This is a genomic window from Mesorhizobium sp. M1A.F.Ca.IN.020.04.1.1 (genome assembly GCF_003997315.1).
Classification (GTDB): domain Bacteria; phylum Pseudomonadota; class Alphaproteobacteria; order Rhizobiales; family Rhizobiaceae; genus Mesorhizobium.
In genome coordinates, this window is the sequence record NZ_RZSN01000170.1 from 1 (window position 1) to 12,484 (window position 12,484).

The 12,484-nt window shown below is 64.2% G+C and carries 15 protein-coding genes and 1 pseudogene; 12 read left to right on the top strand and 4 right to left on the bottom strand.

Going from position 1 to position 12,484, the window contains the following annotated elements; all coding sequences use genetic code 11:
- On the top strand, positions 1-222 hold a 222-nt coding region (locus EOA49_RS25720; RefSeq protein WP_127243427.1), incomplete at its 5' end, for an urease subunit beta.
- A 20-nt stretch (positions 223-242) separates the two neighbouring features.
- On the opposite strand, the gene EOA49_RS25725 is transcribed toward EOA49_RS25720, so the two are convergent.
- Both EOA49_RS25725 and EOA49_RS25730 read right to left on the bottom strand, forming a co-directional pair.
- On the bottom strand, positions 243-761 hold the full coding sequence (locus EOA49_RS25725) for a hypothetical protein (RefSeq protein ID WP_245299678.1): 519 nt from the start codon (positions 759-761) through the stop codon (positions 243-245).
- 117 nt (positions 762-878) lie between these two features.
- Positions 879-1,247, bottom strand: coding sequence for a hypothetical protein (locus EOA49_RS25730; RefSeq protein WP_127217220.1), 369 nt, complete (start codon positions 1,245-1,247; stop codon positions 879-881).
- Positions 1,248-1,411: 164 nt separating this feature from the next.
- Between EOA49_RS25730 and ureC the strand changes: the two genes are divergently transcribed.
- The 7 genes and pseudogenes from ureC (at position 1,412) to EOA49_RS25765 (ending at position 6,973) form a co-directional block, all read left to right on the top strand.
- Positions 1,412-3,127: an urease subunit alpha gene (ureC, locus tag EOA49_RS25735; RefSeq protein WP_164746750.1), complete on the top strand. Its 1,716-nt coding sequence runs from the start codon at positions 1,412-1,414 to the stop codon at positions 3,125-3,127.
- A 102-nt stretch (positions 3,128-3,229) separates the two neighbouring features.
- Positions 3,230-3,835, top strand: a complete 606-nt coding sequence (locus EOA49_RS25740) for a glutathione S-transferase family protein (RefSeq protein ID WP_127240515.1) — start codon at positions 3,230-3,232, stop codon at positions 3,833-3,835.
- Positions 3,832-4,409: pseudogene (ureE, locus tag EOA49_RS25745) on the top strand (urease accessory protein UreE). The gene EOA49_RS25740 and the pseudogene ureE overlap by 4 nt, the downstream one beginning before the upstream one ends.
- Positions 4,402-5,073 (top strand): urease accessory protein UreF, encoded by a 672-nt coding sequence (locus tag EOA49_RS25750; RefSeq protein WP_095825592.1) that lies wholly within the window; start codon positions 4,402-4,404, stop codon positions 5,071-5,073. The pseudogene ureE and the gene EOA49_RS25750 overlap by 8 nt, the downstream one beginning before the upstream one ends.
- On the top strand, positions 5,070-5,510 hold the full coding sequence (locus EOA49_RS25755; protein ID WP_095825544.1) for a DUF3995 domain-containing protein: 441 nt from the start codon (positions 5,070-5,072) through the stop codon (positions 5,508-5,510). Before EOA49_RS25750 ends, EOA49_RS25755 begins: the two co-directional genes overlap by 4 nt.
- Positions 5,507-6,139 carry an urease accessory protein UreG gene (gene ureG / locus EOA49_RS25760; protein ID WP_127240514.1) on the top strand — a complete coding sequence of 211 codons (633 nt, stop codon included), beginning with the start codon at positions 5,507-5,509 and terminating at the stop codon, positions 6,137-6,139. The genes EOA49_RS25755 and ureG overlap by 4 nt, the downstream gene beginning before the upstream one ends.
- Before the next feature lie 66 nt (positions 6,140-6,205).
- Positions 6,206-6,973: a class II aldolase and adducin N-terminal domain-containing protein gene (locus EOA49_RS25765; RefSeq protein WP_127215806.1), complete on the top strand. Its 768-nt coding sequence runs from the start codon at positions 6,206-6,208 to the stop codon at positions 6,971-6,973.
- Between the two features lie 195 nt (positions 6,974-7,168).
- Here EOA49_RS25765 and EOA49_RS25770 read toward each other — a convergent pair whose 3' ends face one another.
- Positions 7,169-7,801 (bottom strand): HAD family phosphatase, encoded by a 633-nt coding sequence (locus tag EOA49_RS25770; protein ID WP_066999155.1) that lies wholly within the window; start codon positions 7,799-7,801, stop codon positions 7,169-7,171.
- A 201-nt stretch (positions 7,802-8,002) separates the two neighbouring features.
- Here EOA49_RS25770 and EOA49_RS25775 point away from each other — a divergent pair, with 201 nt between their 5' ends.
- Positions 8,003-8,962 (top strand): sugar-binding transcriptional regulator, encoded by a 960-nt coding sequence (locus EOA49_RS25775; protein WP_066999158.1) that lies wholly within the window; start codon positions 8,003-8,005, stop codon positions 8,960-8,962.
- Between the two features lie 62 nt (positions 8,963-9,024).
- On the opposite strand, the gene EOA49_RS25780 is transcribed toward EOA49_RS25775, so the two are convergent.
- Positions 9,025-9,210 carry a hypothetical protein gene (locus tag EOA49_RS25780; protein WP_127240207.1) on the bottom strand — a complete coding sequence of 62 codons (186 nt, stop codon included), beginning with the start codon at positions 9,208-9,210 and terminating at the stop codon, positions 9,025-9,027.
- Between the two features lie 110 nt (positions 9,211-9,320).
- On the opposite strand from EOA49_RS25780, the gene gcvA reads away from it, so the two are divergent.
- The 3 genes from gcvA to EOA49_RS25795 all read left to right on the top strand — a co-directional run.
- A complete protein-coding gene (gene gcvA, locus EOA49_RS25785; protein WP_067323982.1) occupies positions 9,321-10,229 on the top strand; it encodes a transcriptional regulator GcvA in 909 nt (302 codons plus the stop codon).
- A 161-nt stretch (positions 10,230-10,390) separates the two neighbouring features.
- Complete coding sequence (locus EOA49_RS25790; RefSeq protein WP_127240208.1) at positions 10,391-11,698, top strand: sugar ABC transporter substrate-binding protein; 1,308 nt, start codon at positions 10,391-10,393, stop codon at positions 11,696-11,698.
- A 137-nt stretch (positions 11,699-11,835) separates the two neighbouring features.
- On the top strand, positions 11,836-12,484 hold a 649-nt coding region (locus EOA49_RS25795; protein WP_164749282.1), incomplete at its 3' end, for a sugar ABC transporter permease.

Below are 12,484 nucleotides of genomic sequence, written 5' to 3' on the forward strand. Positions count from 1 at the left end.
AGCGGCGACCGTCCGATCCAGGTCGGCAGCCACTATCATTTCTTCGAGACCAATGAGGGCCTGAAATTCGACCGCGAACGCGCCCGCGGCATGCGGCTCGACATCGCCGCCGGCACGGCCATGCGCTTCGAGCCGGGCCAGGAACGTGACGTCACGCTGGTGCCGCTCGGCGGCAGGCGCGAGGTCTATGGATTTCAACGGAAGGTGATGGGCAAGCTGTGAGGCGTGGCGGCGCGCTCAAATCACTTCGGCGGCTTGGCGGCCGCGTAGATGACGACCTTCCCGGGATTGTCGAACTCGACGGCAAGCACGTCCTCGGCCTGCACGCGCCGCGAATCGATGGCGTTGAAGAGCAGGGCGTTCGCTTCGATCTCCTGCCGCAGCTCCGCGACGTCTTCCTGATGCTGCTTTACCTTGTTCTCGATCGCAGGCGGCGGCCCGCCTTCGCTGCGCGCGGCATCCGTCAGGAAAACGATATCGACGGTATCCAGCTTGGTCGTCTTGCGCACGGTGCCGATATTGTCGCGCGTGCGGTCGATGGCGGTGATGACCTTGCCGGCCTCCGTCTTCGACAGCGCCTCCTCCTGCCGCACATCGGAATCGACGATCGTCGCGCCCGGCTTGGTGCTGTCCAGTGGCGGCTTGCCGTCCGCCGGCTGCGCGGGGAACGCTGGGGCGGCGACCACGAGAAGCATGGCCACCACAAGGGCTGGAAAGACAAGGGCTGGAAATCCTGTTCCGGGGCACGGGGCGCTCGCCATCGCTCGCTCCTGGTTGAACTTGTGGCGGGGCGAAAAAGGCGAAACGAGTCTTGTTTGCGGGAGGTTCCGTTCGCGATGATGCTGACGGGCCTGCAACCGGCCCGCCAGCGTTGGTCGTCAGCTCGCCTTCTTGGTGATCAGCGTCAGCGCGCCATTGGGCTGCAGGCTGGCGGCGATCACCTGCGCCGAGCTCATTCCCTTGGCTTCGAGCGCGGACTTCACCTTGGGTGTCGCGTCGATCGATTTGCGCAGGGTCTGCAGGCCGGCGTCGCCGCGTTGGGCGACGATCTGATTGACCTGCGTCTGCGTGTCCTTTGGCAGTTCCGTAATATCGACGATGCTGACGCTCTCGATCGTCGGCGCCTTGGGCGCGGCGGCAGCAGGTGCCGCAGGCGCCGGGCTCGGCTGCGGCGCGGGCTGCTGCGCGCCGGCCGCACCCGCCATCATCAAGCTGGCGGCGGCCGCGAAAAGTATCGTCTTTCGCATGGATATTCCTTCCCTCGGTTTGGAAAACGGTCGTTTTGGGCTGACTCGGTCACCTCAACCGCCAAATGGGATCGGAAGGTGTCGTCGAGCGGGTCATTGCGTGACCATTGGATGGCGACAATGTGCGCTCCGCGCCCACACAAACTCGCTTTTGGGAGCAATCGCTGATGGCAAGAATTTCCCGTGCCGCCTATGCGCAGATGTACGGCCCCACGGTCGGCGACAAGGTGCGGCTTGCCGACACCCAGCTCTTTATCGAGGTCGAGAAGGATTTTACCGTCCATGGCGAGGAAGTGAAATTCGGCGGCGGCAAGGTCATCCGCGACGGCATGGGCCAGAGCCAGGTATCTAGGGCGGGCGGCGCCGTCGACACCGTCATCACCAACGCGCTGGTCGTCGACCCGCTCGCCGGGATCGTCAAGGCCGATATCGGCCTGAAGGACGGTCGCATCGCCGCGATCGGCAAGGCAGGCAATCCGGACACCCAGGATGGCGTCACCATCATCATCGGTCCGGGCACCGAGATCATCGCCGGCGAAGGCAAGATCCTGACGGCCGGCGGCTTCGACGCGCATATCCACTTCATCTGCCCGCAGCAGATCGAGGAAGCGCTGATGAGCGGCATCACCACGATGCTCGGCGGCGGCACCGGTCCGGCGCATGGCACCTTGGCCACCACCTGCACGCCCGGCCCCTGGCACATGGCGCGCATGATCCAGTCTTTCGACGCTTTCCCGATGAATATCGGGCTGTCCGGCAAGGGCAATGCCTCAAAGCCGGCAGCGCTGGAGGAAATGGTGCTCGCCGGCGCCTGCTCGCTGAAGCTGCATGAGGATTGGGGCACGACGCCGGCCGCGATCGACTGCTGCCTTTCGGTCGCCGACGACTATGACGTGCAGGTGATGATCCACACCGACACGCTGAATGAGTCCGGGTTTGTCGAGAACACGGTTGCCGCGATCAAGGGCCGCACCATCCACGCCTTCCATACCGAGGGCGCCGGCGGCGGCCATGCGCCCGATATCATCAAGGTCTGCGGCCTGCCCAACGTCATCCCGTCATCGACCAACCCGACGCGGCCTTACACGGTCAACACCCTGGCCGAGCATCTCGACATGCTGATGGTTTGCCATCATTTGTCGCCGTCGATTCCCGAGGACATCGCCTTTGCCGAAAGCCGCATCCGCAAGGAGACGATCGCGGCCGAGGACATCCTGCACGACATCGGCGCCTTCTCGATCATCTCGTCCGACAGCCAGGCCATGGGCCGCGTCGGCGAGGTGGCCATCCGCTGCTGGCAGACCGCCGACAAGATGAAGCGCCAGCGCGGTGCGCTGGCTGAGGAGACGGGCAACAACGACAATTTCCGGGTCCGCCGCTATATCGCCAAATACACCATCAATCCGGCGATCGCGCATGGCCTGTCGAAGGAGATCGGCTCCGTGACGGCCGGGAAACGCGCTGATCTCGTGCTGTGGAACCCGGCCTTCTTCGGCGTGAAGCCGGAGATGGTGCTGGTAGGCGGCACAATCGCCGCCGCCCCGATGGGCGATCCCAACGCATCGATCCCGACGCCGCAGCCGATGCACTACCGGCCGATGTTCGGCGCCTACGGCAAGGCGCTGACCAACTCCTCGGTCACCTTCGTCTCCAAGGCGGCTTTTGATGCCGGCTTGCAGGGCAGGCTTGGCGTAGAGAAGGCGATGGTCGCGGTCGAGAACACGCGCGGCGGCATCGGCAAGCATTCGATGGTGCTCAACGACGCCACGCCGCATGTCGAGGTCGACCCTGAAACCTATGAGGTGCGCGCCGACGGCGAGCTCTTGACTTGCGAGCCGGCGACGGTGCTGCCGATGGCGCAGCGGTATTTTCTGTTTTAGCTACCGGATTTCATTCCTGCGGCTCTTCGACCTCATCGCCTGATCGTCATTGGGCTGATGGCTTGGATGGTCTAGGCTCCGGGAAAAGGCAGGATTCGAACCATGTACAAGGCCGTCGGATCACGAGGTTCCCGGGTCAGCCGCGTGCTCTGGATGCTCGAGGAGCTCGGGCAATCCTATGAGTTCGTAGAGGTGAAGCTGCGCTCGCCCGAGACCTATGCGCTGAACCCTTCCGGCAAGGTGCCGATCCTGATCGACGGCGAGCTGACGATCACTGATTCGGCGGCGATCTGCGTCTATCTGGCGCACAAGCATGCCGATAAGGGAATGGGCGCCGATCCCGGGCTCGCCGGCCGCGCCGAGTTGGATTCTTGGATGCATTTCGCGCAGAGCGAGTTCGAAGCGCCGCTGTGGAACAAATTGCGCCACCGCTTCATCCTGCCCAAGGAGCTGCGCGTCGATGTCGGCCCTGCCGCCGCCCATGATTTCGCTTCGGAAGTCAAGGCACTAGACCGCCGGCTCGGCGACAAGCCTTTTGCGCTCGGCGACCGCTTTTCCGCCGTCGACGTTCTGCTCGGCGATATGGGTGGTTGGGCGCGCGCCGGCCGGTTCTCGGTCGACTCAGATCGCGTCAACGCCTATTTCGATCGCGTGCTGTCGCGACCCGCCCGGGCGCGGGCGCAAGCCAATGGCGGAGCCATGAAATGAAGCTCAACATCAACACCGATTTCACCAAATTTCCGCGCGCCGTCTCGGTGCTCCCGGCCGGCGAGGGCGGAGCGGCGACACCTTTCGACAAAGCCATCTTGCCGCATGACGAGCGGCATTTGCGCCGTCGCGCCATCGAAACCGCCGGCGGCGACAGGCTGTTGGTCGATCTGCCCGAGCCGGTGGCTCTCGGCAATGGCGATCGGCTGGTGCTGGAGGACGGCCGCCAGCTCGAGATCGTCGCCGCGCCCGAAGAGGTCTACGACATCCGCGCCCGCGACACCGTGCATCTCACCGAGCTTGCCTGGCATATCGGCAATCGCCACCTCGCGGCGGCAATCGAGGCGGACCGTATCCTCATCCTGCGCGACCATGTCATCAAGGCGATGCTGGAAGGGCTCGGCGCCACGGTCAGCGAGGTGCTGGAACCGTTCAGTCCCGTGCGCGGCGCCTATTCCGGACATGGCCACGACCATGGCCATGCGCATGATCATCACGGCCACGACCATCACGATCATGATCACGCGCATGGCATCATGACCACGACCACGATCACCACCATCACCATGACTGACCAGCCGTCCGGTACCGCACTGCTGCGGCTGATGGCCTGGCTGTCGCCGTCCTTTCCGGTCGGCGGCTTCTCCTACAGTCATGGCCTCGAAAGGGCCGTGCATGACGGACTTGTCGCCGATCGCGGGGATCTCGCCGAGTGGCTGGAGACGCTGGTCGAGATGGGCTCGGGCTGGAACGATGCGGTGCTCTTTGCCGAAAGCTGGCGGCGCGCGCATGACGGCGGCGATATCGCGGAAGTCGCCGCGCTGGCCGAGGCGCTTGCCGGATCGCAGCAGCGTCACATGGAAACCATGCTCCAAGGCGCCGCCTTCCAAAAAGCCGCCTCTGCCTGGCCTTGTCATGCGCTCGAGCGCCTGCCTGCGGATTGCCCCTATTGCGTCGCTGTCGGCGCGATCGCTGGCAGCGATGGCATCGGCTTGGCGGACGCGCTGTCGGCCTTCCTGCAGGCCTTCTTCTCCAACCTCGTGCAGGCCGCTATCCGGCTCGGCGTTGTAGGACAGGTCGATGCCACCGCTTTGTTAGCCGGCTTCGAACCGTTGGCGCTCGCGACAGCTGCTCGCGCCGCGAACTCCACGCTCGATGACCTCGGCGGCTCGGCCTTGATATCCGACATTGCGGCGATGAAGCACGAAACCCAATATTCGCGTCTGTTCCGCTCATGATCATACTTGCCTTTGTCCTCTCCCTCATCCTGCTGCTGATCACCACGCTGCATGTCTATTGGGGCATAGGCGGCATCTGGCCGGGAAAGGACGCGAAATCCTGCGCCCGCGCCGTCGTCGGCTTTCGCGGCGTCGACGACATGCCCTCGCCCGTCGCGAGCTTTGCCGTCGCCGCGTGCCTGGCGCTTGCGACGCTATGGCCGCTGGCCCTTGAAGGCGTCTTCGCCTCGCCCTTTCCCAGGCAGGGCCTCGCCGCCACGGCGCTGCTCTTTGGGATGGTCTTCTTCGGGCGAGGCATCGCCGGCTTCACCCCCTGGTGGCGCGGGCTGACGCCGGAGCAGCCCTTCGCCCGGCTCGACCGGCGCCTCTACTCGCCGCTCTGCCTGTTGATCGGGCTGGGCTTCGCAATCCTCGCCATCACGGAGTTTCCGGCATGAGCCAACCCAATGGTCCCCTGCGCATCGGCATCGGCGGCCCCGTCGGTTCCGGCAAGACGACGCTCACCGAAAAGCTCTGCAAGGCGCTGCGCGACCGGTTCTCGATCGCCGTCGTCACAAACGACATCTACACCAAGGAAGACGCCATGATGCTGGCGCGCCTGCAGGCACTGCCGGAGGAGCGCATCGTCGGCGTGGAGACCGGCGGCTGTCCGCACACAGCCATCCGCGAGGACGCCTCGATCAACCTGCGGGCGATCGCCGAGTTGAACCGCAAATTCCCCGACCTCGACATCGTCTTCATCGAATCCGGCGGCGACAATCTCGCCGCCACCTTCTCGCCGGACCTTGCCGATCTGACCCTCTATGTCATTTCGGTCTGCCAGGGCGAGGAGATACCGCGCAAGGGCGGCCCGGCCATCACCCGCTCAGACTTCCTCGTCATCAACAAGAGCGATCTGGCGCCCTATGTGAACGTCAACCTCGACGTCATGCAGGCGGATGCCGCCCGCATGCGCGGCAAGCGGCCTTTCGGCTTCACCGATCTGTCGCGCGGCAAAGGCCTGCAGGAAGTGATCGAGTTCATCGTCGAGCTGGGCGGGCTGCAAACGGCGCGGCCTGCCGCCTGACCCATCAGTTTGCGGTTGCTGGCAGCCGCCATGCACGGCATGCTCGGCCAAACCGGAGGATTTTCGATGAGCCTTGCCCGTCTGCAGAAGGAAACGCTGACCAACCTGCCTTATTACCAGGAGCGGGTCGATCTCGCCGCCGCCTTCCGCTGGACGGCGCGGCTCAACATGCATGAGGCGGTCGCCAATCATTTCTCGCTGTCGGTCAACGAGGACGGCACGAAGTTCCTGATGAACCCGAACCAGGTGCATTTCTCGCGTATCAAGGCGAGCGATCTGCTTTTGATCGACGCCAACGATCCCGACACGCTCTCCGGCCCCAACGCGCCCGACCCGACGGCTTGGGGCCTGCACGGCGCCATCCACCGCAACGTGCCGCATGCGCGCTGCGCCATGCATGTGCATTCGATCCACGCCACGGTGCTTGCCTCGCTGGCCGACTCCACCCTGCCTCCGATCGACCAGAACTCGGCCATGTTCTTCAACCGTCATGTCGTGGACCCTCATTATGGCGGGCTGGCCTTCGAAGAGGAGGGCGAGCGCTGCTCGAGACTGCTCGTCGATCCCAAGGTCAAGGTGATGGTCATGGGCAATCACGGCGTGATGGTCATCGGGGATTCTGTCGCCGACACCTTCAATCGCATGTTCTATTTCGAGCGTGCCGCCGAGACCTACATCAAGGCGCTGTGGACCGGTCGGCCGCTGCGCACGCTCTCCGACGAGATCGCGGAAAAGACGGCGAGCGAGATGGACGACTATCCCGGGCAGGCCGAGCGCCACCTTGCCGAACTGAAGGCAATCCTCGACGAGGAAGAGCCGGTCTACAGGAACTGAGCTCCGCGGTTGTGGGTGACGCTGGAGGCTTGGCTTTCGCTTATTTTCGAAGCCGGGCGCTGCCCCTCACACTCTCCCCGTGAAGCACGGAGAGAGGGAAATCGCAGCGTCGGAGCGTGTCCCTTCTCCCCGTAGTCACCGGGAGAAGGTGCCGGCAGGCGGATGAGGGGCAGCGTCGAGGCCTGGAAAGTCTATTCAGAGACCCAATTGCGCCCGCAGTTCCTCGGCGCTGTTGATGACGATTGCGCCGGGCGGCCCTTCCATCGGCGCTTCCGGCCAGAAAATCGTCTTCATGCCGGCAGCCAGGCCGGCCATCGCGCCGGTGCGGCTGTCGTCGACCGCGACCGCGTCGGCCGGATCGACGCCGGCGAGATAAGCCGCGCGCAGGAAGGGTTCCGCATGCGGCTTGCCTTGGCGTACGTCGTTTCGGCTCACCGTGTGCATGCCGGGATAGACGAGACCGACCGCGCCGAGATTGGCGTCAACGATCAGCCGGTCGGAATTGGACACCACCGCCTGCTCGACGCCTAGCGCGCGCAATTGGTTGAACACCTCGATCGCGCCGGGCCGCGGCTTGAGCGTCTCGGCCATCGGCAGATAGTGGTCGTATTTGCGCACGATCCAGTCATCGAAGTGCAGGTCGAGGCCGAACTGGTCGCGCAGCATTTCGTAGACCGGCCATGCCGCGACGCCCAGCACGCGTTCGTGCAGGTCGGTCGGCGGCGTGATGCCGACGCTGCGCAAAGCCGCCACAAGTGCTGCCTCGTGCAGCGGCTCGCTGTCGACCAGCGTGCCGTCCATGTCCCAGAAAACCGCTTTCGGCGTCATGCAAGGCTCCTTTTGCCGATCCCTTAATGGGTTTCCGGTCAGAGATAAACCGCTCTCCCGGCAAATGGCTGAAGCGAGTGCGAACAGGGCCAACCTTGGTCGGCAGCGGCGCAAGCAATTGCTCTTTCAATTTGACAATTGCGCAGGGCCGCTTTCGCTGTAATCTAGAGGGCCCGCTATTCGGGCTTGGGGAGGCAGAATGTGAACGCGCGACAGGAAACCGGCAGCACCAGGTTGGACGACGCCGCGCGGGCCGGCTGGCTCTACTATGTTGCCGGCAACACCCAGGATCAGATCGCCGCCAAGCTCGGCATTTCCAGGCAGACGGCGCAGCGGCTCGTCTCGCTGGCGATGTCGGAAGGGCTGATCAAGGTCCGCGTCGATCATCCGATCGCCAATTGCCTCGACCTTGCCGCGCGGCTGAAGTCGCGTTTCGCGCTCGATCTCGTCGAAGTGGTGCCGAGCGATCCGACCTCGTCCTCGACGACGATCGGCGTCGCCGAGGCGGCGGCTGCCGAGATCGAGCGGCGGCTGCGCTCCGCCGCCCCCATCGTCATGGCGATCGGCACCGGGCGCACCCTGAAGGCGGCGATCGAGCTGTTGCCGCCGATGGAGTGCCCGCAGCACAAGGTGGTGTCCTTGACCGGCAACATCTCGCCCGACGGCTCGGCCGCCTTCTACAACGTCATCTTCACCATGGCCGACCGGGTCAAGGCGCGCTCCTTCCCGATGCCGCTGCCGGTCATCGCCTCCTCGCCGGAAGAGCGCGACATGCTGCTCAGCCAGCCAATGATCCAGCCGACGCTGGCGCTGGCCGCGGAGGCCGACGTCACATTCGTCGGCATCGGCGATCTCGGCCCGAAGGCGCCGCTCTATGAGGACGGCTTCATCTCGGAGGGGGAACTGAAGGCACTGCAGAAAGCCGGCGGCGTCGCCGAGATCGTCGGCTGGGTTTTCGACCGCGAAGGCCGCATGATCGAAGGCATCACCAACGACCGCGTTTCGTCCGCCGCCTTGCCGTCACGCGAGAAGTCCTTGGTCATCGCACTTGCCATGGGCGAGCGCAAGCTGCCGGGCATTCTCGCCGCCGTGAACCGTCGTTTGGTCAATGGCCTCATCACCGATGAACGGACAGCCACCGCCCTGCTCGGCGGCGCGTGATCGTGATGCTGGGCTCGGGCGAATCTGACGCGACGAGCCGTTGGCGATAAAAAGAAACCCGGCTATTTGTAGCGTCCATGCGGATCGTTGCCGTCGAGGAAGCCCATATCCCGCTGCAGGTGCTCCGGCAGTTCTCGGACATCGACATAGCCGCGCCTGCGGCTGGCGAACCACGACAATTCCCGCGCCAGCAGCGAAATCCATCCATGTATCGGGGTCGAATCGAGTTTTTCCTGCATCGGGGTCATGATCGTCAGCCTTCGCTATGCTTGAACTGGAGTGATCGTCGACCCCAAATATCGGGCTGATCGGCACGTGCTTCCAATCAAACGTCGATCATGACCCATAAAGAGGCCTTATGCCCGATCTGAGCTCCCGGCAGAATGTCCAGCTCCCGCCCCTGCAGGCGATTCGGGTGTTCGAGGCCGTGGCCAGACACCTCTCCTTCACCAAGGCTGCCGAGGAGCTCGGCATGACCCAGGCCGCCGCGAGCTATCAGATCAAGCTTCTGGAAGAGCGCATCGGCGCGCCGCTGTTCCTGCGCCGTCCACGGCAGATCGAGCTGACCGAACCCGGCCAGCGTCTTGCGCCGGCTGTCAGCGAGGCATTCGCGCTGCTGAGCGGCGCCTATGCGGCCGCCCGAGCCGGCGCCGACGGCGTGCTTTGCGTTTCCACCCTGCTCACCTTCGCCTCGAACTGGCTGGCGCAGCATCTGGGATCCTTTCAGGTCGCGCACCCCTCGCTTGCCGTGCGCGTCGACACCTCGAACCGAGTCGTCGATTTCGCGCGCGAGGACGTCGACATCGCCATCCGCTCCGGCGGCGGCAAGTGGCCGGGCGTGGAAACGCATATGCTGTTCAGGGCCGACTTCACCCCGGTGCTCAGCCCCAGGCTTGCGGCGAGCATCGGCGGCGTCAAGGAGCCGGCCGACCTGCTCAAGCTCCCCATCCTCGATCCCGGCGACATCTGGTGGCAGGAATGGTTCGCGCTCGCCGGTCTGCCCGCGGAGGAACTCGCCAGCCGTCCCGGCACCAGCATGGGCGCGCAGGCCTATGAGGCCAATGCCGCGATGGCCGGGCAAGGTGTTGCGATCGTCACCAGCGCCCTGTTCAAGAACGAGCTTGCCGACGGCAGGCTGATCCAGCCCTTCGACCTCGTCGGCGACGACGGCCACGCCTACTGGCTGGTCTATCCCACGGCCCGGCGCAACGTGCCGAAGATCCGCGCCTTCCGCGATTGGATTCTCGCCGAGATCGCCTGTCGGTAGGACGGCATTACACCTGCCGTCTCCGCTACGCATCGCCCAGACGGGCGCGGCATCGATTTGTGCTGCGCTGCAGCATCGATTCCGGCTTGACATAATTCACACTTAGTGAGTAATTGCCCACAGCCAAGGCAAATGCTCATCTTGGTTTTAGGGAGGAATTGATGAAACTTCGCACGCTCACCCTGGGCCTGTCGGCCAGCGCCCTTGTATTTGCCGCGCATGCCGAATCCATCACCATCGCCACCGTCAACAATGGCGACATGGTCCGCATGCAGAAGCTGACGGACGACTTCACGAAGGCCAATCCCGACATCCAGCTCAACTGGGTCACGCTCGAAGAGAACGTGCTGCGCGAGCGCGTCACCACCGACATCGCCACCAAGGGTGGCCAGTACGACGTCTTGACCATCGGCACTTACGAGGTTCCGATCTGGGCCAAGCAGAGCTGGCTCTTGCCGCTCGAGAAGCTCGGCGACGACTACGACGTCAAGGACATCATCCCGGCCATTGCCGGCGGCCTTTCGGTCGACGGCAAGCTCTATGCCGCGCCGTTCTACGGCGAGAGCTCCTTCGTCATGTACCGCAAGGACCTGATGGAGAAGGCGGGGCTCAAAATGCCCGACGCGCCGACCTGGGACTTCATCAAGGAGGCCGCCGACAAGATGACCGATCGGGCCAATGGCGTGAACGGCATCTGCCTGCGCGGCAAGGCCGGCTGGGGCGAGAACATGGCCTTCCTGACCGCCATGTCAAACTCCTTCGGCGCCCGCTGGTTCGATGAGAACTGGAAGCCGCAATTCGACCAGCCGGAATGGAAGAACACGCTGCAGTTCTATGTCGACCTGATGAAGGCAGACGGTCCTGAGGGCGCGTCCTCCAACGGCTTCAACGAGAATCTTGCGCTCTTCCAGCAGGGCAAGTGCGGCATGTGGATCGATGCCACCGTCGCCGCGTCCTTCGTCTCCGACCCGAAGGCATCGCAGGTCGCCGACAAGGTCGGCTATGCGCTGGCGCCCGACAAGGGTCTCGGCAAGCGCGGCAACTGGCTGTGGGCATGGTCTCTCGCTATCCCCGCCGGCACCAAGAAGGCGGACGCCGCCGAGAAGTTCGTCTCCTGGGCGACCTCGAAACACTACCTCGAACTGGTGGCTTCGAAGGAAGGCTGGGCCAACGTTCCGCCCGGAACGCGGACCTCGCTCTACAACAATCCGGAGTACCAGAAGGCAGCGCCCTTCGCGAAGATGACGCTGGACTCCATCAATGCCGCCGACCCGACGCATCCGACCGTCAAGCCGGTGCCCTATGTCGGCGTGCAGTTCGTGGCCATCCCGGAATTCCAGGGCCTCGGCACCACCGTCGGTCAGCTCTTCTCCGCCGCTCTTGCCGGCCAGTCGAGCGTCGATGATGCGCTGAAGCAGGCCCAGGACGCGGCGACTGCCGCGATGACCGAAGGCGGCTACCTCAAGTAAGGCTCCTCCCGGTGCCGAACGCCGGTAGCGGATCATGACCGGCATAGGCCGCCCGAAACCCAGTTCGGGCGGCCACCTTTGCAATCAGGAATTCTGGCACAAGTCTAAATCCGGCTGACCTTGGGAGGGTGACCGTCATGGCTACTCAGCAAACCCGTTCGCTTGCCCGTTTCATGATGGCGCCGTCGGTGATCCTGCTGTTCGTCTGGATGATCGTGCCACTGGTCTTTACGCTGTGGTTCTCGTTCCTCCAGTACAACCCGCTCAATCCGATCCGCGATGGGTTCGTCTGGTTCGCCAATTACAAGCTCTTCTACTCCAACCCCGCCTTCCTGCAGTCGATCATCAACACACTGACCATCGTCGTCAGTGTCCTGGCCATCACCGTGATCGGCGGCATCCTTTTGGCGCTGCTGCTCGACCAGCCGATCTGGGGTCAGGGCTTCGTGCGCATCCTGGTCATCTCGCCGTTCTTCGTCATGCCGCCGGTGGCGGCGCTTGTCTGGAAGAACATGATCATGCACCCGCAATACGGCGTCTTTGCCGATATAGCCCGCTTCTTCGGCGCCAACCCCATCGACTGGTTCGGTCAGCACCCGCTGACCGCAGTCATCCTGATCGTCGCCTGGCAATGGCTGCCGTTCGCGACGCTGATCCTGCTCACCTCGCTCCAATCGCTTGATGGTGAGCAGAAGGAGGCCGCCGAGATGGATGGCGCCGGCTTCCTCAGCCGCTTCTGGTATCTGACGCTGCCGCACATGTCGCGCGCCATCACCGTCGTCATCC

Bases quoted from the DNA above. Each gene is read 5' to 3' on its own strand.
- EOA49_RS25780 (WP_127240207.1), bottom strand. From the start codon at position 9,210: ATGACCCCGATGCAGGAAAAACTCGATTCGACCCCGATACATGGATGG.
- ureG (WP_127240514.1), top strand. From the start codon at position 5,507: ATGAGCCAACCCAATGGTCCCCTGCGCATCGGCATCGGCGGCCCCGTC.
- EOA49_RS25755 (WP_095825544.1), top strand. From the start codon at position 5,070: ATGATCATACTTGCCTTTGTCCTCTCCCTCATCCTGCTGCTGATCACC.
- EOA49_RS25790 (WP_127240208.1), top strand. From the start codon at position 10,391: ATGAAACTTCGCACGCTCACCCTGGGCCTGTCGGCCAGCGCCCTTGTA.
- EOA49_RS25750 (WP_095825592.1), top strand. From the start codon at position 4,402: ATGACTGACCAGCCGTCCGGTACCGCACTGCTGCGGCTGATGGCCTGG.
- EOA49_RS25725 (WP_245299678.1), bottom strand. From the start codon at position 761: ATGGCGAGCGCCCCGTGCCCCGGAACAGGATTTCCAGCCCTTGTCTTT.
- EOA49_RS25740 (WP_127240515.1), top strand. From the start codon at position 3,230: ATGTACAAGGCCGTCGGATCACGAGGTTCCCGGGTCAGCCGCGTGCTC.
- EOA49_RS25770 (WP_066999155.1), bottom strand. From the start codon at position 7,801: ATGACGCCGAAAGCGGTTTTCTGGGACATGGACGGCACGCTGGTCGAC.
- EOA49_RS25765 (WP_127215806.1), top strand. From the start codon at position 6,206: ATGAGCCTTGCCCGTCTGCAGAAGGAAACGCTGACCAACCTGCCTTAT.
- EOA49_RS25730 (WP_127217220.1), bottom strand. From the start codon at position 1,247: ATGCGAAAGACGATACTTTTCGCGGCCGCCGCCAGCTTGATGATGGCG.
- gcvA (WP_067323982.1), top strand. From the start codon at position 9,321: ATGCCCGATCTGAGCTCCCGGCAGAATGTCCAGCTCCCGCCCCTGCAG.